The sequence below is a fragment of the Streptomyces sp. NPDC048288 genome, assembly GCF_043201555.1.
In the GTDB taxonomy this organism is placed as follows: domain Bacteria; phylum Actinomycetota; class Actinomycetes; order Streptomycetales; family Streptomycetaceae; genus Streptomyces.
Genome location: NZ_JBICZD010000007.1, coordinates 331,786 through 351,571 on the forward strand (window position 1 = coordinate 331,786; position 19,786 = coordinate 351,571).

At 71.4% G+C, this 19,786-nt stretch carries 18 protein-coding genes and 1 riboswitch; of the genes, 14 read left to right on the forward strand and 4 right to left on the reverse strand.

The annotated features are described in order from the left end of the window. Positions 1–39 precede the first annotated feature (39 nt). Genes shc through ACGFZS_RS26400 form a run of 8 tightly spaced genes read left to right on the forward strand, consistent with a single transcriptional unit; the run spans position 40 to position 9,068 of the window. Entirely contained in the window at positions 40–2,031 is a 1,992-nt protein-coding gene (gene shc, locus ACGFZS_RS26365; protein ID WP_393797218.1) for a squalene--hopene cyclase, read from the forward strand. 1 nt (position 2,032) lies between these two features. Continuing rightward, positions 2,033–2,674 (forward strand): 1-hydroxy-2-methyl-2-butenyl 4-diphosphate reductase, encoded by a 642-nt coding sequence (locus ACGFZS_RS26370; protein WP_365688144.1) that lies wholly within the window; start codon positions 2,033–2,035, stop codon positions 2,672–2,674. A 6-nt stretch (positions 2,675–2,680) separates the two neighbouring features. Further along, the gene (hpnH, locus tag ACGFZS_RS26375; RefSeq protein ID WP_365688145.1) at positions 2,681–3,703 is read left to right on the forward strand and encodes an adenosyl-hopene transferase HpnH; all 1,023 of its coding nucleotides are present in this window, start codon (positions 2,681–2,683) and stop codon (positions 3,701–3,703) included. Between the two features lie 4 nt (positions 3,704–3,707). After that, positions 3,708–4,865 carry a flavodoxin-dependent (E)-4-hydroxy-3-methylbut-2-enyl-diphosphate synthase gene (gene ispG / locus ACGFZS_RS26380; protein WP_355714727.1) on the forward strand — a complete coding sequence of 386 codons (1,158 nt, stop codon included), beginning with the start codon at positions 3,708–3,710 and terminating at the stop codon, positions 4,863–4,865. Positions 4,866–4,892: 27 nt separating this feature from the next. Then, positions 4,893–6,884, forward strand: coding sequence for a 1-deoxy-D-xylulose-5-phosphate synthase (dxs, locus tag ACGFZS_RS26385; protein WP_393797219.1), 1,992 nt, complete (start codon positions 4,893–4,895; stop codon positions 6,882–6,884). Further along, a complete protein-coding gene (locus tag ACGFZS_RS26390) occupies positions 6,881–8,266 on the forward strand; it encodes an aspartate aminotransferase family protein (RefSeq protein WP_393797220.1) in 1,386 nt (461 codons plus the stop codon). Before dxs ends, ACGFZS_RS26390 begins: the two co-directional genes overlap by 4 nt. 59 nt (positions 8,267–8,325) lie before the next feature. Further along, positions 8,326–8,949, forward strand: a complete 624-nt coding sequence (locus ACGFZS_RS26395) for a helix-turn-helix domain-containing protein (protein ID WP_393797221.1) — start codon at positions 8,326–8,328, stop codon at positions 8,947–8,949. Beyond that, the gene (locus ACGFZS_RS26400) at positions 8,946–9,068 is read left to right on the forward strand and encodes a DUF6126 family protein (RefSeq protein ID WP_365688150.1); all 123 of its coding nucleotides are present in this window, start codon (positions 8,946–8,948) and stop codon (positions 9,066–9,068) included. Before ACGFZS_RS26395 ends, ACGFZS_RS26400 begins: the two co-directional genes overlap by 4 nt. A 21-nt stretch (positions 9,069–9,089) precedes the next feature. Here the strand turns inward: ACGFZS_RS26400 and ACGFZS_RS26405 are convergent, their stop codons facing one another. Continuing rightward, positions 9,090–9,887, reverse strand: a complete 798-nt coding sequence (locus ACGFZS_RS26405; RefSeq protein WP_393797222.1) for a tyrosine-protein phosphatase — start codon at positions 9,885–9,887, stop codon at positions 9,090–9,092. A 176-nt stretch (positions 9,888–10,063) separates the two neighbouring features. Here ACGFZS_RS26405 and ACGFZS_RS26410 point away from each other — a divergent pair, with 176 nt between their 5' ends. The 4 genes from ACGFZS_RS26410 (at position 10,064) to ACGFZS_RS26425 (ending at position 15,446) form a co-directional block, all read left to right on the forward strand. After that, a complete protein-coding gene (locus ACGFZS_RS26410; RefSeq protein WP_393797223.1) occupies positions 10,064–12,136 on the forward strand; it encodes an alpha-galactosidase in 2,073 nt (690 codons plus the stop codon). Between the two features lie 318 nt (positions 12,137–12,454). After that, positions 12,455–12,615: riboswitch (cyclic di-AMP (ydaO/yuaA leader) on the forward strand. Positions 12,616–12,620: 5 nt separating this feature from the next. Continuing rightward, complete coding sequence (locus tag ACGFZS_RS26415; RefSeq protein WP_393797224.1) at positions 12,621–13,568, forward strand: peptidoglycan DD-metalloendopeptidase family protein; 948 nt, start codon at positions 12,621–12,623, stop codon at positions 13,566–13,568. Positions 13,569–13,789: 221 nt separating this feature from the next. Further along, entirely contained in the window at positions 13,790–14,515 is a 726-nt protein-coding gene (locus ACGFZS_RS26420; RefSeq protein ID WP_393797225.1) for a DUF6250 domain-containing protein, read from the forward strand. Positions 14,516–14,660: 145 nt separating this feature from the next. Further along, the gene (locus ACGFZS_RS26425; protein ID WP_359221693.1) at positions 14,661–15,446 is read left to right on the forward strand and encodes an SGNH/GDSL hydrolase family protein; all 786 of its coding nucleotides are present in this window, start codon (positions 14,661–14,663) and stop codon (positions 15,444–15,446) included. A 69-nt stretch (positions 15,447–15,515) separates the two neighbouring features. Here ACGFZS_RS26425 and ACGFZS_RS26430 read toward each other — a convergent pair whose 3' ends face one another. Together ACGFZS_RS26430 and ACGFZS_RS26435 are read right to left on the reverse strand one after the other, a co-directional pair. After that, positions 15,516–16,118, reverse strand: a complete 603-nt coding sequence (locus ACGFZS_RS26430; RefSeq protein ID WP_393797226.1) for a TetR/AcrR family transcriptional regulator — start codon at positions 16,116–16,118, stop codon at positions 15,516–15,518. A gap of 9 nt (positions 16,119–16,127) precedes the next feature. Beyond that, complete coding sequence (locus ACGFZS_RS26435; RefSeq protein ID WP_393797227.1) at positions 16,128–16,685, reverse strand: GNAT family N-acetyltransferase; 558 nt, start codon at positions 16,683–16,685, stop codon at positions 16,128–16,130. Between ACGFZS_RS26435 and ACGFZS_RS26440 the strand changes: the two genes are divergently transcribed. After that, positions 16,684–17,295, forward strand: coding sequence for a helix-turn-helix domain-containing protein (locus tag ACGFZS_RS26440; RefSeq protein ID WP_393797228.1), 612 nt, complete (start codon positions 16,684–16,686; stop codon positions 17,293–17,295). The genes ACGFZS_RS26435 and ACGFZS_RS26440 overlap by 2 nt on opposite strands. Next, a complete protein-coding gene (locus ACGFZS_RS26445) occupies positions 17,292–18,440 on the forward strand; it encodes an MFS transporter (protein WP_393797229.1) in 1,149 nt (382 codons plus the stop codon). Before ACGFZS_RS26440 ends, ACGFZS_RS26445 begins: the two co-directional genes overlap by 4 nt. Positions 18,441–18,444: 4 nt before the next feature. On the opposite strand, the gene ACGFZS_RS26450 is transcribed toward ACGFZS_RS26445, so the two are convergent. Then, a complete protein-coding gene (locus ACGFZS_RS26450) occupies positions 18,445–19,623 on the reverse strand; it encodes a Glu/Leu/Phe/Val dehydrogenase dimerization domain-containing protein (RefSeq protein WP_393797230.1) in 1,179 nt (392 codons plus the stop codon). Positions 19,624–19,786: the final 163 nt, after the last annotated feature.

The window sequence follows — 19,786 nt, forward strand, 5'->3', positions numbered from 1 at the left end:
CAGCAGAACGATTTCGTACGACTGCAAGAAGGGGAAGCCATGACAGCGACGACCGACGGAAGCACCGGGGCCACCGTTCCGCCCCGGGCCGACTCGGCCACCACCGACCTCAGCACCCCCGTGGCGGCCGGGGTACAAGAAGCCGCCGAACGCGCCGTGCGGCGCGCCACCGACCATCTGCTCGCCCAGCAGGACGCGCAGGGCTGGTGGAAGGGCGACCTGGAGACCAACGTCACCATGGACGCCGAGGACCTGCTGCTCCGTCAGTTCCTCGGCACCCTCGACGAGTCGACGGTGTCCGCCGCCGCCCTCTTCATCCGCGGCGAGCAGCGCGAGGACGGCACCTGGGCCACCTTCTTCGGCGGCCCCGGCGAACTCTCCACCACCATCGAGGCGTACGTCGCCCTGCGGCTGGCCGGGGACGCCCCGGACGCCCCTCACATGGCGAAGGCATCGGCCTGGATCCGCGAGCGCGGCGGGATCGCCGCCTCCCGGGTGTTCACCCGGATCTGGCTCGCCCTGTTCGGCTGGTGGAAATGGGAGGACCTGCCCGAACTCCCGCCGGAACTCCTCTACTTCCCCAAGTGGTTCCCGCTCAGCATCTACAACTTCGGCCAGTGGGCCCGGCAGACGATCGTGCCGCTCACCGTCGTCTCGGCCAAGCGCCCGGTGCGCCCGGCCCCCTTCCCGCTGGACGAGCTGCACACCGACCCGGCCGTGCCGAACCCGCCGCAGCCGCTGGCCCCGGTGGCCAGCTGGGAGGGTGTCTTCCAGCGGCTCGACAAGGTTGTCCGCGGCTACCGCAAGGTCGCGCTGCGCCGGCTGCGCGGCTCCGCCCTGAACTCCGCCGCCCGCTGGATCGTCGAACGCCAGGAGAACGACGGCGCCTGGGGCGGTATCCAGCCCCCCGCCGTGTACTCGGTGATCGCCCTGTACCTGCTCGGCTACGACCTCGAACACCCCGTGATGCGCGCCGGCCTTGAGTCGCTGGATCGTTACGCCGTGTGGCGCGAGGACGGCGCCCGGATGATCGAGGCCTGCCAGTCGCCCGTCTGGGACACCTGTCTGGCGACCATCGCGCTCGCCGACGCGGGACTGCCCGCCGACCACCCGCAACTCGTCAGAGCCGCCGACTGGATGCTCGGCGAGCAGATCGTCCGGCGCGGCGACTGGGCCGTGAAGCGCCCCCAACTTCCGCCGGGCGGCTGGGCGTTCGAGTTCCACAACGACAACTACCCCGACATCGACGACACCGCCGAGGTGGTTCTCGCGCTGCGCCGGGTCCGCCACCACGACCCCGAGCGGATGGAGAAGGCCATCGGGCGCGGGGTGCGCTGGAACCTCGGCATGCAGTCCAAGAACGGGGCCTGGGGCGCCTTCGACGTCGACAACACCAGCCCGTTCCCCAACCGGCTGCCGTTCTGCGACTTCGGCGAGGTCATCGACCCGCCCTCGGCCGATGTCACCGCCCACGTGGTGGAGATGCTCGCCTTCGAGGGCATGTCCCACGACCCGCGCACCCGGCGCGGCATCGAATGGCTGCTCGCCGAACAGGAGGCGGACGGCTCCTGGTTCGGCCGCTGGGGCGTCAACTACGTCTACGGCACCGGCTCCGTGGTGCCCGCGCTGACCGCGGCCGGACTGCCCGCCGCGCACCCGGCGATCCGGCGCGCGGTCACCTGGCTGGAGAACGTCCAGAACGACGACGGCGGCTGGGGCGAGGACCTGCGCTCCTACAAGCACGTCGGCGAATGGAGCGGGCGCGGCGCCTCCACCGCCTCCCAGACGGCCTGGGCACTGATGGCGCTGCTCGCGGCGGGGGAGAAGGACTCCAAGGCCGTCGAGCGGGGCGTCCGGTGGCTCGCCGAGACGCAGGCCGAGGACGGCTCCTGGGACGAGCCGTACTTCACCGGCACCGGCTTCCCCTGGGACTTCTCCATCAACTACCACCTCTACCGGCAGGTCTTCCCGCTCACCGCGCTCGGCCGCTACGTCCACGGCGAGCCGTTCCCCGAGGCCGAGAGGAGCTGAATTGAGCACCACGCCCGTTCCGGCCCCGCTGCTGATCGCCTGCGCGCTCGGCATCGAGCACCTCGCCCTGCGCGCCGGCGAACGCGGGGGCGCGGACGGGCCGGTCACCGTGCTGCGCACCGGCATGGGGCCCAAGGCGGCGGAACGGTCCGTCACCCGGCTCCTGGCCGATCCCGCGTTCGCCGGCGCGGCCGTGCTGGCCACCGGCTTCTGCGCGGGCCTAGCCCCCGGGATGCACCCCGGCGACCTGGTCGTCGCCGAGGAGACCCGGGACCCGCGCGGCAGCGTGCCCTGCGTCGCCACCGAACTCCTCGTCAAAGAGCTGGTGCGGACCGTACCCGGCCGCACCGTCCACACCGGCCCCCTCACCGGCTCCGACCACGTCGTCCGCGGTCACGAACGGTCCGATCTGCTTGCGACCGGCGCAATCGCGGTCGACATGGAATCGGCGGCCACACTCCTGAGCGCCGTGCGCGCGGGCGAACGCCCCGTTGCGGCCGTCAGGGTGGTCGTGGACGCTCCTGAACATGAACTCGTCCGGATCGGCACGGTCCGCGGTGGAATATCGGCTTTCCGCGTTCTTCGATCCGTTCTTCCAGCTTTCTTCGAATGGCACCGTTCTTTGCTGCTCCCCCGGAGGTGAGCCCAGATGGCCATGCCGCTGCGCCAGTCGATCAAGGTCGCTACCTACTTGGCTGAACAGAAGCTTCGCAAGCGGGACAAGTTCCCGCTGATCGTGGAGCTGGAACCCCTCTTCGCGTGCAACCTGAAGTGCGAGGGCTGCGGCAAGATCCAGCATCCCGCCGGGGTGCTGAAGCAGCGCATGCCGGTCGCCCAGGCGGTCGGGGCGGTGCTGGAGTCCGGTGCGCCGATGGTGTCCATCGCGGGCGGCGAACCGCTGATGCACCCTCAGATCGACGAGATCGTGCGGCAGTTGGTGGCGAAGCGGAAGTACGTCTTCCTGTGCACCAACGCGATGCTGCTGCGCAAGAAGATGGACAAGTTCACGCCCTCGCCGTACTTCGCCTTCGCGGTGCACATCGACGGGCTGCGCGAGCGGCACGACGAGTCCGTCGCGAAGGAAGGCGTCTTCGACGAGGCCGTGGAGGCCATCAAGGAGGCCAAGCGGCGCGGCTTCCGGGTGACCACCAACTCCACCTTCTTCAACACGGACACCCCGCAGACCATCGTCGAGGTGCTCAACTTCCTCAACGACGACCTCAAGGTCGACGAGATGATGATCTCGCCCGCCTACGCCTACGAGAAGGCCCCGGACCAGGAGCATTTCCTGGGCGTGGAGCAGACCCGCGAGCTGTTCAAGAAGGCCTTCGCGGGCGGCAACCGGAAGAAGTGGCGGCTCAACCACTCCCCGCTCTTCCTGGACTTCCTGGAGGGCAAGGTCGACTTCCCCTGCACGGCCTGGGCGATCCCCAACTACTCGCTCTTCGGCTGGCAGCGCCCCTGCTACCTGATGAGCGACGGGTACGTGCCGACGTACCGCGAACTCATCGAGAAGACCGACTGGGACAAGTACGGCCGCGGCAAGGACCCGCGGTGCGCCAACTGCATGGCGCACTGCGGCTACGAGCCCACCGCCGTCCTCGCCACCATGGGGTCCCTCAAGGAGTCGCTGCGCGCCATGCGCGAGACGGTCTCCGGGAACCGGGAGTGACCGCATGACCGCCATTTCCCTGGGCCTCCCCGAGGTCCCGGCCCGCCCGGTCGCCGAGCGCCGCGTGTCCCGGCGGATCCAGGTCGGGCCGGTGGCGGTCGGCGGCGGTGCCCCGGTGTCGGTGCAGTCGATGACCACCACCCGCACCTCGGACATCGGCGCCACCCTCCAGCAGATCGCCGAACTCACCGCGTCCGGCTGCCAGATCGTCCGCGTCGCCTGCCCCACGCAGGACGACGCGGACGCCCTGGCGACCATCGCGCGCAAGTCCCAGATCCCGGTGATCGCGGACATCCACTTCCAGCCGAAGTACGTGTTCGCCGCGATCGAGGCCGGGTGCGCGGCGGTCCGCGTGAACCCCGGCAACATCAAGAAGTTCGACGACCAGGTACGGGAGATCGCGCGCGCCGCCAAGGACCACGGCACGCCGATCCGGATCGGGGTCAACGCCGGCTCGCTCGACCGCCGGCTGCTGGAGAAGTACGGCAAGGCGACGCCCGAGGCGCTCGTGGAGAGCGCTCTCTGGGAGGCGTCGCTCTTCGAGGAGCACGACTTCCGGGACATCAAGATCTCGGTCAAGCACAACGACCCGGTCGTGATGATCGAGGCGTACCGGCAGCTGGCGGCCCAGTGCGACTACCCGCTGCACCTCGGCGTGACCGAGGCGGGCCCGGCCTTCCAGGGCACGATCAAGTCCGCGGTGGCCTTCGGGGCACTGCTGTCCCAGGGCATCGGCGACACCATCCGGGTGTCCCTGTCGGCCCCGCCCGCCGAGGAGGTCAAGGTCGGCATCCAGATCCTGGAGTCGCTGAACCTGCGGCAGCGGCGCCTGGAGATCGTCTCCTGCCCGTCCTGCGGCCGCGCCCAGGTCGACGTCTACAAACTGGCGGACGAGGTGACGGCCGGTCTGGAGGGCATGGAAGTGCCCTTGCGGGTCGCCGTCATGGGATGTGTGGTCAACGGCCCCGGCGAGGCGCGGGAGGCCGACCTCGGGGTCGCCTCCGGCAACGGCAAGGGCCAGATCTTCGTCAAGGGCGAGGTCGTCAAGACCGTGCCCGAGTCGAAGATCGTGGAGACCCTCATCGAGGAAGCGATGAAGATCGCCGAGCAGATGGAGAAGGACGGCGCCGGGTCCGGAGCACCCGCCGTCACCGTGAGCTGATCAGCACGGACCGAGAGGGGGCCGAGCGTGACGATTCTGGAGAAGATCCGGGGACCACGCGACCTGAAGGCGCTGTCCGAGGCGGAACTCGGTGAACTGTCCGAAGAAATACGCGAGTTCCTGGTGCACGCGGTCGCCAGGACCGGCGGCCACCTCGGGCCCAATCTGGGCGTCGTGGAGCTGACCGTCGCGCTGCACCGGGTCTTCGAGTCCCCGGTCGACCGCATCCTCTGGGACACCGGCCACCAGAGCTACGTCCACAAGCTCCTGACCGGCCGTCAGGACTTCTCCAAGCTGCGCGGCAAGGGCGGCCTGTCCGGATACCCCTCGCGCGAGGAGTCCGCGCACGACGTCATCGAGAACAGCCACGCCTCCACCGCGCTCGGCTGGGCCGACGGCCTCGCCAAGGCCCGCCAGGTGCAGGGGGAGAAGGGCCATGTCGTCGCGGTCATCGGCGACGGCGCGCTGACCGGCGGAATGGCCTGGGAGGCGCTCAACAACATCGCGGCGGCCAAGGACCGGCCGCTGATCGTCGTCGTCAACGACAACGAGCGGTCGTACGCGCCGACCATCGGCGGCCTCGCCAACCACCTGGCGACCCTGCGCACGACCGACAGCTACGAGAAGGTGCTGGCCTGGGGCAAGGACGTCCTGCTGCGCACCCCGATCGTCGGCACCACCCTCTACGAGTCCCTGCACGGCGCCAAGAAGGGCTTCAAGGACGCCTTCGCCCCGCAGGGCATGTTCGAGGACCTGGGCCTCAAGTACGTCGGCCCGATCGACGGCCACGACATCAAGGCCGTCGAGTCGGCGCTGCGGCGCGCGAAACGTTTCCACGGGCCGGTGCTGGTGCACTGCCTCACCGAGAAGGGACGCGGCTACGAGCCCGCCCTCGCCCACGAGGAGGACCACTTCCACACCGTCGGCGTGATGGACCCGCTCACCTGCGAGCCGCTCGCGCCGTCCAACGGGCCCTCCTGGACCTCGGTGTTCGGCGACGAGATCGTCCGGATCGGCGAGGAGCGGGACGACGTCGTCGCGATCACCGCGGCCATGCTGCACCCGGTCGGCCTCGGCAAGTTCGCCGAGCGCTTCCCCGACCGGGTCTGGGACGTCGGCATCGCCGAGCAGCACGCGGCGGTCTCCGCGGCGGGGCTGGCGACCGGCGGACTGCACCCCGTGGTCGCCGTCTACGCCACGTTCCTGAACCGTGCCTTCGACCAGTTGCTGATGGACGTGGCGCTGCATCGCTGCGGGGTGACGTTCGTGCTGGACCGGGCGGGGGTGACCGGGGTCGACGGCGCGTCCCACAACGGCATGTGGGACATGTCCGTCCTCCAGGTGGTGCCGGGCCTCAGGATCGCCGCCCCGCGCGACGCCGAGCAACTGCGCCTCCAACTGCGGGAGGCGGTGGCCGTCGACGACGCGCCGACGCTGGTGCGCTTCCCGAAGGAGTCGGTGGGACCGGAGATTCCCGCGGTCGACCGGGTCGGCGGGGTGGATGTGCTCCATCGCGACACGGACGCGCGGGTGTTGCTGGTCGCGGTCGGGGTGATGGCGCCGGTGTGTCTGCAGGCCGCGGAGCTGCTGGCCGCTCGGGGGATCAACTGCACGGTCGTGGACCCCCGTTGGGTCAAGCCCGTGGATCCCGCGCTGCCGGTGCTGGCGGCCGACCACGAGCTCGTGGCGGTCGTCGAGGACAACAGCAGGGCGGCCGGCGTCGGTGCGGCGGTCTCGCTGGCGCTTGGCGACGCCGATGTGGATGTACCGGTACGGCGGTTCGGGATTCCCGAGCAGTTCCTGGCGCATGCGAAGCGGGGGGAGGTGCTGGCCGACATCGGGCTGACGCCGGTGGAGATCGCGGGGCGGATCGGGTCGAGCCTCGCGGGGCGGGAAGCAGCGGGGGGTCGTGTGGCGGGTGCGGCGCCGTCTCGGCTGGTCGCGCAGTTCCCCGCGCCCCTTCAGGGCGCCGAAGTCGAGGGCGCTTTCACCGAGAGCGCTGCCAAGGAGAAGGAATGAGTACGGAGTTCGACCTCGGTGCGCTGCTCGCCGAGCGCGGAGCCGAGCGCTACGAGCTGCATGCGAAGTACCTGAACCACCAGCTCCCGCGCATGCTGCACACCATCGGCTTCGACAAGGTGTACGAGCGGGCCGAGGGCGCGCACTTCTGGGACGCGGACGGGAACGACTACCTGGACATGCTCGCCGGGTTCGGGGTGATGGGTCTGGGCCGCCACCACCCCGTCGTCCGCAAGGCCCTGCACGACGTGCTGGACGCCCAGCTGGCCGACCTCACCCGCTTCGACTGCCAGCCGCTGCCCGGTCTGCTCGCCGAGCGGCTCCTCGCGCACAGCCCGCACCTGGACCGGGTGTTCTTCGGCAACAGCGGCACCGAGGCGGTCGAGACGGCCCTGAAGTTCGCCAGGTTCGCCACCGGCAGACCGCGCGTCCTCTACTGCGACCACGCGTTCCACGGTCTGACCACCGGGTCGCTGTCGGTCAACGGCGAGGACGGCTTCCGGGACGGATTCGCGCCGCTGCTGCCCGACACGGCGGTTCCCCTCGGTGATCTGGACGCGCTCGCCCGGGAGCTGAAGAAGGGCGATGTGGCCGCCCTGATCGTCGAGCCGATCCAGGGTAAGGGCGTGCACGAGGCCCCGCCCGGGTATCTGCGCGCCGCCCAGGAGCTGCTGCACCGGCACAAGGCGCTGCTGATCGCCGACGAGGTGCAGACGGGCCTCGGCCGCACCGGTGACTTCTACGCCTACCAGCACGAGGAGGGCGTGGAGCCGGACCTGGTGTGCGTGGCGAAGGCCTTGTCCGGCGGGTACGTCCCGGTCGGCGCCACGCTCGGCAAGGACTGGATCTTCAAGAAGGTCTACTCGTCCATGGACCGCGTCCTGGTCCACTCGGCGAGTTTCGGCGCCAACGCCCAGGCGATGGCGGCCGGGCTCGCCGTGCTGTCGGTCATGGAGAACGACCAGATCGTGGCCCATGCCAGGGCCGTGGGGGAGCAGCTCAAGTCCCGGCTCGTCGCGCTGACCGACAAGTACGAGCTGCTCGCCGACGTGCGCGGCCGGGGCCTGATGATCGGCATCGAGTTCGGCCGGCCCGGCTCACTGAAGCTGCGCAGCCGATGGACCATGCTCCAGGCCGCCCGCAAGGGCCTGTTCGCCCAGATGGTCGTCGTACCACTGCTGCAGCGCCACCGGATCCTCACCCAGGTCTCCGGCGACCACCTGGAGGTGATCAAGCTCATCCCGCCGCTGATCGTCGACGAAGGGGACGTCGACCGCTTCGTGGACGCCTTCACGGACGTCATGGACGACGCCCACAGCGGCGGCGGCCTGATGTGGGACTTCGGCAAGACGCTGATCAAGCAGGCGGTGGCCAACCGCTGACTTTTTGCCTCTGAGGCAAGGAAATTGCCGCAGAGGCAAAAGTGCGGCTGAATGGAGGCATGAACCCCTCCGACGACGAGGGCACGGGCGGGCCGGTCACGGACCTGCCCGCCGTCGCCCCGCAGCTGCGCTCCCTGCGCCGCCGCGCCGGCCTCACCCTGGAGGCCGCCGCCCGGGACGCGGGGCTGTCGCCCGCTCACCTCTCCCGGCTGGAGACCGGGCAGCGGCAGCCCTCGCTGCCGATGCTGCTCGCGCTCGCACGTGTCTACGGTACGACGGTTTCCGAACTGCTCGGTGAGACCGCCGCCGACCGGGACGCGATCGTGCGCGCCGGCGACATGGAACCGACCCGCGCCGGTGGCTGGACGTACTGGCAGGCCGGGGCGTCCGGCCGGGGGATGCAGGCGCTGCGCGTCCGGGTGCCGTACGGCTCCCAGGGCGACATCGTGCGGGTGCATCCCGGCGAGGAGTGGCTGTACGTCCTGCGCGGCCGGCTCCGGCTGCGCCTCGGTGACACCACGCACGTGCTCGCGCCCGGCGACAGCGCGCACTTCGACTCGCTGACCCCGCACCGGCTCGCCGCCGAGGACCAGGACGGGGTCGAGCTCCTGTTCGTCCACACCCTGCTGCAGAGCCCCACGGCCACGCTGTGCCTGGGACCGATCACTGGAGAGCTGCCGTGAGCAACATCGAGGAGAAGTTCCCCCGGTCCCTGTGGATCCGGCTGGTCATCTATCTCGCCGTCGGGCACGTCCTGGCAGGCTTCCTCTATCTGCTGTTCTCCCTCGGCGGCAAGGGCTGAGCCGCCGCCCCCCGCCCGGCCTCAGTCGAGGAGCCGCTCGCGCAGCCGCTCCCGGGTCCGCGGGGTGACCTTCAGGCCCTGCTCCAGGTAGGTCCCGACGTCGCCCCAGGTCTCGTCGATGCTCTCGAAGGCCGCCGTCAGGTACTCCGCGCGGGCGTCGAAGAGCGGGCTCAGCAGCTCCATCACCTCGGGGCTGTACGCGGACTCCCCGCCGCCGCTGCGCCGCACCTTGTAGCGGCGGTGCTTGGCGTTGGACTCCAGGTAGTCGGCGAGGATCGCGTCCCGTTCCACGTCCACCGCGAGCAGCGTCACGGCTATGGAGATGCCCGCCCGGTCCTTGCCGGCCGCGCAGTGCATCAGCGCCGGGACGCTGTCCTCGGCGACCGCGTGCAGCACGCGCGAGTGCTCCTCGGTGCGGTCCTTGACGATCGTGCGGTACGAGGTGACCATCCGGTTCGCGGCCTTGCCGTCGCCCAGGAGCGCGCGCAGCTGCTCGATGTCGCCCTCGCGGACCATCTTCCAGAAGTCGGCCCCGTGCGCCGGGTCGGTCAGCGGCAGGTTCAGGTTCCGTACGCCGGGCAGCTCGACGTCCGGGCCCTCCAGCTTCTGGTCGGCCGCGTTGCGGAAGTCGAAGATCGTGTGCAGGCCGAGGGAGGCGAGGAACTCCGCGTCCGACTCCGTCGCGTGCGCCAGGTGCCCGCTGCGGAACAGGACGCCCGGCCGCACCCGCCGCCCGTCCACCGTCGGCAGGCCGCCCACGTCACGGAAGTTGCGCACACCGGCCAGCTCGGGCTCGGTCGACGGGACCTGCTGCGTCACGGGGGGCTCCTCCCGGCCGGCCCCGTCGGCGCTGCTCGTCGACGGGCACTGGATCGACCATACGACATCGGTTTCCGCGGGCAATGAGTTGTCCACAGGCGTTGCCTCAGGGGCCGGTAGACCTTGATGATGTTGGTGCTTGAGCGGATCTGTTGGCACCTGTGTGAGGTTTCTCGATGGTGGACATCGCCGAAAACGGTCGTACCTGGCTCCTGTCGGGCCCCGGCAGCAGCTACGCGCTGCATCTGACGGAGGCCGACGAACTGCTCCACCTGCACTGGGGGCCCAGGATCCGGCTCGCCGACGCCGAGGAGCTCAGCACCCGCGCGCTGCCCGAGTACTGGGCCTTCGAGTCCCCCCTGGACGGCCGCGAGGAGTACCCGGTCGAGGGCGGCCCCCGGTTCGTGCGCCCCGCGCTGTCCGTGCGCACCGAGGAGCGCCGGGGCACCGAGTGGGCCTTCGAGGCGTACGAGGTCGAGGAGGACGAGCTCCGGCTGCGCTTCACGGACGACGGGATCGTCATCACCCTGCACTACCGGATGCGCGGCGATGTCGTCGAGCGCTGGGTGACCGTCGGCAACGGGGGGCACGCACCCCTGGAGCTGCTGCGCGCCGACCCCGCCACCTGGACCCTGCCCGACCGCGAGGGCTGGCGGCTCTCCCAGCTGCACGGCCGCTGGGCCGCCGAGTCCCGGCTGGTCAGCGCCCCGCTCACCTACGGCGAGAAGGTCATCGGCAGCCGACGCGGCCACACCGGCCACCAGCACCTGCCCTGGGTCGCCCTCGACACCGACGCCACCGAGGAGCGCGGCGAGGTCTGGGGCTGTGCCCTCGGCTGGTCCGGCTCCTGGCGGATCGCCGTCGCCCAACTCCCCGACGCGCGCGTCCAGATCACCGGCGGCGCCGGCTACGACGACTCGGGCCTGCTGATGCTGGCCGAGGGCGAGTCGTACACCAGCCCGGTCTTCGCCGCCCTGTGGACCGACGGCGGCTTCGGCGGGGCCAGCCGCGCCTGGCACGCCTACCAGCGGGCGTACGTCATCCCGGACGCCGACCGCGACCGGCCGGTGCTGTTCAACTCCTGGGAGGCCACCACCTTCGACATCTCCGAGGAGCAGCAGGCCACCCTCGCCCGGCGGGCCGCCGCGATCGGCGTCGAACTGTTCGTGGTGGACGACGGCTGGTTCGGCGCCCGCACCAGCGACCGCGCGGGCCTCGGCGACTGGACCCCCAACCCGGACCGCTTCCCGAAGGGCCTCAAGCCCCTCGCCGACTATGTGCACGCCCTCGGCATGCAGTTCGGCATCTGGGTCGAGCCCGAGATGGTCAACGCGGACAGCGACCTGTACCGCGCCCACCCCGACTGGGTCCAGTACCAGCAGGGGCGGAAGCGGACGGAGCTGCGCAACCAGCTCGTCCTCAACCTCGCCCGCGAGGACGTCCAGGAGTACCTCTGGCAGCAGCTCGACACCCTGCTGTCCAGCGCCTCGATCGACTACGTCAAGTGGGACTTCAACCGCTGCTTCACCGACGCGGGCTGGCCCGGCGAGCCCTACCCGCAGCGTCTGTGGGTCGACCACGTGCGCGGGCTGTACGCCCTGCTCGACCGGATCCGCGCGGCCCACCCGAACGTCGCCATCGAGTCCTGCTCCGGCGGTGGCGGCCGGATCGACCTCGGCATCATGAGCCGTACCGACGAGGTGTGGACCTCCGACAACACCGACCCGCTGGACCGGCTCGCCATCCAGCACGGCTTCAGCCAGATCCACCCCGCGCGGGTGATGTCCGCCTGGGTCACCGACAGCCCGAACCACCAGCTCAACGGCCGGGTCAGCTCGCTGCGTTTCCGGTTCGTCAGCTCCATGGCCGGTGCGCTCGGCGTCGGCGGCGACCTCTCGCAGTGGACCGAGGAGGAGCTCGCCGAGGCCGGCCGCTGGGTGGAGCTCTACAAGGAGATCCGGCCGCTGGTGCAGCGCGGCGACCAGTTCCGGCTGCGGCCGCCGACCGGCGGGCTCAGCGCCGTGCAGTACACCCTCGGCGACGAGACGGTCGTCCTCGCCTGGCTCCAGGCGCAGAGCTACGGCGAGCCGGCGCCGGCGCTGCGGCTGCGGGGGCTCGACCCGACCGCGTCGTACGAATGCCGCGAAACGGGCGAAGTGCACCGGGGTGCCGTTCTGTTGCACCACGGTCTGCGCACCGGCCTGAAGGGCGACCTGGATGCGACGGTTCTCCGGCTGCGACGCATCTGAGTCTTCTGTCCGAATTGGCGTCTTCGCTCCCCTTCATTCCAACTCGCTCTGGAATAAAGGGGAGTGATGGGCGAGTGCGTGAGGAGCGTCATATTCGTGACCGTCCGTCGCGCGTCATGTTCACGTAATTCTCGGCTTTCGCTGAGGAATTGATAAACGCGGGCCGATGGAATTCACGGAGGGTGACCGTGATGTCCCGTAACGGATCAAGCGAAACTCGGACAGAGGGAACCAGTCGCTTGTCCGGGTGCGTCCTGCTCGCTTACGTTCGCCACGCATCCGGACGGAACGCCGAATCCTGCCGCCGTCCGGAGTCCCCACACACACTCACCCGTGCCCGGCAGGAGCGGGGGACCCACCAGGTATGACCGCCTGTTCCGGTTCCCGGGACGGCTAGGGGTGTAGTCACGCGTTCCCGTGTGGCCGGGCAGCTCCAGCCCGAACCCGACAGCTCACCCCGCAGGCGCCGGAGAGGAAACGCGCCATGCCCGCGAAGGGTAAGCACCGCCGTCCCAAGGCCCAGCGATTCACCCGCTCGATGGCCGTCGCCGGAACCGGCGGCGCCGCGCTGGCGCTGCCGCTCATGGGGGCCGCCGGCGCCCACGCGGCCACCGCGCAGTCCGTTCCCGAAAAGGCCGCGCAGTCGCTGCCGGGCGTCCAGAAGTCGGCAATGAAGAAGACGGCGGCCGTACGGAAGTCCGCCGCCGCGCATTCCGCGCACCGCACCTACACGGTGGTCCCCGGCGATTATCTCTCGAAGATCGCGCGTGACCAGAACGTCAGCGGCGGCTGGCACCGGCTCTACGCCGACAACCGGCAGGCCGTCGGCGACAACCCCTCGCTGATCCACCCGGGTCTCAAGCTCACGCTCGACGGCCGCCGCGCCACGACGACGGACGACACCACGGACTCCGGCTACCGGTCCGAGGCGCGGGCCTCCGACTCCTCGTCGCCCGCGCCGTCTTCTTCATCCCCTTCGTCCTCTTCGTCGTCCTCCGCGGACGCCTCCGCGGCGAACGCCTCCGGCTTCAGCCTCCCGGTCGTCGGTGCCACCGTCGGCACCGGCTACCACGTGGCCGGCGGCATGTGGTCCAGCGGTTACCACACGGGCGTCGACTTCGTCGTCCCGACCGGTACCCCGGTCAAGGCCGTCGGCGCCGGCACGGTCGTCACGGCCGGCTGGGGCGGCTCCTACGGCAACCAGGTCGTCATCCGGCTCGCCGACGGCTACTACGCGCAGTACGGCCACCTCTCCGCCCTCTCCGTCTCGGTCGGCCAGACCGTGACCGCGGGCCAGCAGGTCGGCCTCTCCGGCGCGACCGGCAACGTGACCGGCCCGCACCTGCACTTCGAGATCCGCACCACCCCCGACTACGGCTCGGACGTGGACCCGGTCGCCTACCTCCGCTCCAAGGGTCTCGCCGTCGGCTGATCCGACGCCCCGCCGCCCTGCCGCACACTCCGAAGGCCGGACCCCCGATCCCCGGGTCCGGCCTTCGGCACGTTGCGTTCTCGTGGCGGGAGTGTTCAGGGCATCGACAACGAAGGCGGTGCGGCGGCAGAGTGATCCCGTTGCATGCAAGCGCTTTCCATGTCCGCCTCCTGCGCTGTCATGTCACTGTCACTGTCGCCCCGCCGGAAGGAATCCCGCGCATGACGACCACCCGCCGCGCCTTCGGAGCCCTGGCCGCCGGAACCGTCGGAGCCGCCCTCGCGGCCCTCGCTCCCGCCGCGCCCGCGAGCGCCGCGCCCCGGCACCGCCGGCTGCTCGCCCACGACGACTTCCGCCACGGCCTCGGCCAGTGGTTCGTCGAACTGGAACAGGGCGGTTCGGTTACCGCGTCGCACGGGATCCTGGAGGTCGACGTGCCCGCCGGCGCGACCGTCTGGTTCCGGCGCCGGTTCGAAGGGCCGTACGTCCTGGAGTACACCGCGATCCCGGTCTCGGCGGGCGGTCCCGACGACCGGGTGTCGGACCTCAACAACTTCTGGAACGCCACCGACGTCCGCTCCCCGGACGACCTGTTCGCCACCCCGCGCGGCGGCGCCCTCGCCGAGTACGACTACCTCACGACCTACTACGCAGGCTTCGGCGCCAACTACAACACCACCACCCGGCTGCGCCGTTACGTCGGCGAACCCGGCGTCCGGCCGCTGATCTACGACTACACCGAGCCGCTGCTCGTAGCGAACGAACCGAACCGCGTCCGGATCGTCTCCGACGGCTCGACCGTGCAGTGGTGGAACAACGGCCGGCCGGTGTTCGACTACACCGACCCGGAGCCTTACACGGGTGGGCACTTCGCGTTTCGGACCACATGGAGCCACTTCCGTATCAGTGACTTCCGGGTCTGGCGATCAACCCGTCAACGTCCCTGATGGGGGCCTTATTCCAGGCTTGGCGAAGTATTTAAGAGTGTCTTATCTCACCGATCGTCAACCCCTTATTACGGTCGCGTAGGTCACACCTCAAGGGGAATCATGGTCCGATGTGGCAGACGATTCGAAGAGTGACATTGCATCAGTGATCGGGTCGTACGTGGCGGTGGGGGACAGCTTCACCGAGGGCGTGGGCGACCCCGGCCCCGACGGGGCGTTCGTCGGCTGGGCCGACCGGTTCGCGGTACTGCTGTCGGACCGGCAGCCCGAAGGCGACTTCGATTACACCAACCTCGCCGTGCGCGGCAAACTGCTCGACCAGATCGTGGCGGACCAGGTGCCGCAGGCCCTGGAACTCGCCCCGGACCTGGTCTCCTTCTGCGCGGGCGGCAACGACATCATCCGTCCCGGCACCGACCCCGACGAGGTGGCCGAGCGGTTCGAGCGGGCCGTGGCCCAACTGACCGAGGCCATCGGCACGGTGCTCGTGACCACCGGATTCGACACCCGGGGCGTGCCCGTCCTCAAGCATCTGCGCGGCAAGATCGCCACGTACAACGGACATGTCCGGGCCATCGCCGACCGGTACGGCTGCCCGGTCCTCGACCTGTGGTCCCTCAAGACCGTGCAGGACCGGCGGGCCTGGGACGGCGACCGGCTGCACCTGTCCCCCGAAGGCCACACGCGGGTGGCGCTCCGCGCCGGCCAGGTGCTCGGCGTCGAGGTGCCGGCCGACCCGGACCAGCCGTGGCCTCCGCTGCCGCCCCGCGGCACCCTGGAGGTCCGCCGGGACGACGTGCACTGGGCCCGCGAGTACCTGGTCCCGTGGATCGGGCGACGGCTGCGCGGCGAGTCGTCGGGCGACCATGTGACGGCCAAGGGGGCGCTCTCCCCGGACGACATCAAGATGCGGATCGCCTCCGTGGCTTGAGGAGGCGGCGCCGGCGGGTAAGGGGTGGTCTCCTTGCGGGCCGCCCCTTACTCGTGCCCGGGCCGCCCCTTACTCGTGCTCGGGCAGTGCCAGTTCGCGCGCCAGCGCCTCGTCGACCCACTGCTGCGCCCGGGCCCGCGGTACGCCGCCCGGATACGACGTCAGCTGGACGGCGAGCCCGTCGAGCAGGGCGGTCAGACGCAGCGCCGTGGCCGAAGGGTCCGGGCACCGGAACTCGCCCGCGGCCACCCCCTCGGCGATGACCTCGGTGAGCGCCGCCTTCCACTGCTGGTCCAGGCCCTTGCCGACGTCCCGCAGCGCGGGTTCGCGCAAGGCCACCGCCCAGCCCTCGATCCACAGCCGCCAGCCCTTGGCCTGCCCGGTCGGCGCGTACCAGCGCACCGCGGCCCGCAGCCGGCGCAGCGCCGACGTACGGCGGCCCAGCAGCTTGCGCAGATGCGCCAGATCGTCCTCGGCGGCATAGGCGAAGGCGGCGGCGACCAGCTTCTCCTTCGTCGAGAAGTGATACAGCACCAGCGCGTTGCTCACCCCGAGGGCCGAGGCCACATCGGCGATCCGCACCGCCGCCACGCCCCGCGCCTCGATCTGCTCGATGGCCGCCCGCAGCAGTTCCTCCCGCCGCTCGGCCACGCTCAACCGCACTCTCGCCACGCGGTCACCCTAATCGGTCGTCCCGCCGCCCGCGTCGCCGTCCCAGGCCAGCGGCAGCCGCATGAGCGTGAGGTCCAGCCAGCGGCCGAACTTGGTGCCCACCTCCCGGACCGTACCGACGTGCTCGAAGCCGAACCGGTCGTGCAGCCGGATCGACGCGGCGTTCCCGGCCTCGATCCCGGCGATCATCACATGGTGGCCGGCCTCGCGCGCCGAGGCGATCAGCGGGCCGAGGAGCGCGGAGCCGATGCCGAGCCCGTGACTGCCCTCGCGGACGTAGACGGAGTTCTCCACCGTGTGCCGGTAGCCGTCCAGCGCGCGCCAGGGGCCGTAGGCCGCGAACCCCGCCACCTCGCCCGGCGCGTCGGCGACCTCGGCCACGAGCGCCGAGCCGCGCTCCAGGTGCTCGGCGAACCACACCGCGCCCTCGGCGGGGGACTGCGGGGTCTCCGTCCACAGGGCCGTGGAGTGCTCGATCGCGTGATTGCGGATCGCGCGGACGGCCTCCTGGTCCCCGGGACGGGCCGGGCGGACGGTCACCGCGTTTCTCTCGTATATTGGATTCATGTCCAACATAGTAGAACCATCGGCGGAGCCCCTGGTACGGCAGATCGCCGCCCGGGTCCGCACCGAGCGGGAGCGCCGCCGCTGGACCCTGGCGCAGCTCGCGGACGCCTCCGGTGTCTCCCCGGCGATGATCAGCCGGATCGAACGCGGCGAGAGCAGCCCCACCGCAGTCGTCCTCGGCAAGCTGTCCGCCGCCTTCCAGCTCAGCGTCGCCTCGCTGCTGGCCCTCGCCGAAGGCACACAGGACGCCCCGGAGTCCATGGCCGACACCCCGGGCGTGCGGCGCGGCGCCGACGCCGCCGAGTGGCGCGACCCCGGCACCGGCTACCGGCGCCGCCAGATCACCGGCCCGCGCTTCCCCGCGGAGATCGCCGAGATCCGGCTGCCCGCCGGAGCCCGGGTGCCGTACCCGGCCGCGGCCTTCGCCTTCGTACGCCAGCTCGTCTGGGTCCTCGACGGCCGGCTGACCTTCCATGACGGCGACACGGTCCACGAACTCGACGCCGGCGACACCATCGAACTCGGTGCGCCCGCCGAGCGCGTCTTCGCCAACACCACCGACGCCGAGTGCCGCTACGCCGTCGTCCTCACCCGCGACACCCGGCCGTGAGCCGCACGCTGCCCCGCGGCGGCACGCTCCTGCTGGCCGCCATGGCCGGCACGGCGATCGCGAACAACTACGCCGTGCAGCCCGCGCTCACCGCGGTCGCCACCGACCTGGACGTGCCGCTCTCCGTGATCGGCCTGGTGCCGACCGCCGCGCTCGCCGGCTGCATGACGGGCTTCGCCCTGCTGCTCCCGCTCACCGACCACCTCGCCCCCAACCGCCTGGTCACCGCCCAGCTCACCGCCCTGGCCGCCGCCCTCGCGCTCGCCGCGACCGCGCGCGACGCGGTCGTCCTGCTGGCCGCGTACCTGCTCGTCGGCGCCGCCGCCAGCGTGGCCGCCCAGGCGAGCAACATCGCCGGCCGGCACGCCCGGCCGGGCCGCGGCGGAACCGGCGTCGCCCTGGTGGCCGCCGGCATGTCGGCCGGCATCCTGCTCAGCCGGCTGGTGGGCGGCGCCCTCACCGACGCCCTCGGCTGGCGGCGGATGCTCCTCGTCTTCGCCGCCCTCGCGCTGCTCGGCGCGCTCGCCGCCGCCACGCTCCTGCCCCGGGGACGGCCGCTCGCCGACCGCGGCTACCGCGCCACCCTGGCGGCCCTCCCGCCGCTGCTCCTGCACCAGCCGCGGCTGCGCCGCGCGGTGGCCACCGGAGCCCTCTGGTACTTCGCCTTCAACCTCGTCTGGATCGCCCTCACCCTCGCCCTGGCCCAGCCGCCGCACTCGCTCGGCCCGACCGCCATCGGCCTCTACAGCCTGGCCGGGCTCCTGGGCTTCGCCGCGCTCCCGCTCAGCGGCCGCCTCACCGACCGGTACGGCCCGCGCACGGTGATCACCGCCGCCCTGCTCGCCGCCGCGGCCGGCACCGCCCTGCTGGCCACCGGGCTGGACACCCCCTGGCACACCGCCCTCGGCCTCGCCCTCTTCGACGCCGGCTGCTTCGCCGCCCAGGCCGCCAACCAGAGCCGTGTCATCGCCCTCGACCCCGCCCGCTCCGGCAGCCTCAGCAGCGTCTACCTCGTGGTGTACTTCACGATCGGCGCCCTGGGCACGGCCGTCGCCGCACCGCTGCTCGACACCCTCGGCTGGCAGGGCACTTCCCTCACGGCCCTGGGCGCGCTGCTGCTCGCCGCCGCTCTGGGGCGCCGCTGACCCGTCACCGGTACCAGCCGAACCGTTCCGCGATCACCGGCAGCCGGTCGGTCACCAGGGCATGGGCGGCGGCCCGCGGAGTGGTGCCGTCGCGCTCCGCGCGGTCCAGCATCAGCTCCACCAGGGCCCGCATCGAACGCCGGGTGTGGGCGAACGCCTCGTCCGCGTCCGGGCCGATGTCGCCGAACAGGGTCCACCACCACCAGGCGTTGGTCCCCGAGTTGACCACCACGTCCGGCAGCACGGTCACCCCGCGCGCGGCGAGCCGCTCCTCCGCCTCCGGCAGCACCGGCATGTTCGCCGCCTCCACGATCCAGCGGGCGGTGACCCGGTGCTCGTCGGCCGCGTCGATCGCGTACGACACCGCCGCCGGCACCAGCACCTCGGCGTCCGCGGACAGCCAGGCGTCGCCCGGCAGCTCCAGGTCGCCGGGCCGCAGCACCGCGCGGTCGACGGTGCCGTACGCGTCCCGCGCGCGCAGCAGCGCCTCCACGTCCAGGCCCGCCGGGTTGGCGATCGTGCCCTTGACGTCGGCGACGGCCACCACCGTGAGCCCCGCGCGGGCGAGGAACCGCGCCGTGGCCCCGCCCATCGTGCCCAGGCCCTGCACCGCGACCCGCGTCCCCGCGTACGGCACCCCGGCCCGGTCCAGCGCCGTCAGCGCCGACTCGGCGACCCCGCAGCCGCCCGCCAGCTCGTCGAGCCCGATGCCGTCCACCTCGACCGCGAAGGCGTCCGCCAGCCGCCGCCGGGCCGCCGCCTCGTCGTCCAGCAGCGGGTACACGGCCTGGATCGAGGAGACGAGCCCCGCCTCGGCGGCCGCCCGGTCCACCAGGTCCTGGGTGAGTCCCAGGTCCTCACCGGTGGTCCAGAAGCTCTCGATGTGCGGCCGCATGGCCCGCAGATAGCGGACCAGCAGGTCGTACGACCCCGGGTCCTGCGGATCGCAGTCGATGCCGCCCTTGGCGCCGCCCAGCGGGACGTAGCGGCCCCCGGGGTTGTAGTGCAGGGCCTCCTTCATCGTCATGCCGCGCGCGAGGCCGGTGACCTCCTCCAGGGTGCAGCCGGGCCGCATCCGCAGACCGCCGCTGGCCACGCCCCGCACCAGCCGGTCGACGACCAGGAAACCCCGGCGGCCGGTGACGTGGTCGGTCCAGACGAGGGACATCAGGGGAGCGGTCATGGAGTTTCCTCGCAGGAAGGCGGTGAGCGGGGGCGAGTGGGGGGCGAGCGGGGGCGAGCGGGGGCGAGCGGGTTCCTACTGAACAGTGGGTCAGTATCGGGAGGCGGGCGGTCCGGTGTCAACGCCGACTGTCGGAGGGGCCGACCATAATGGAGGGCCTCAG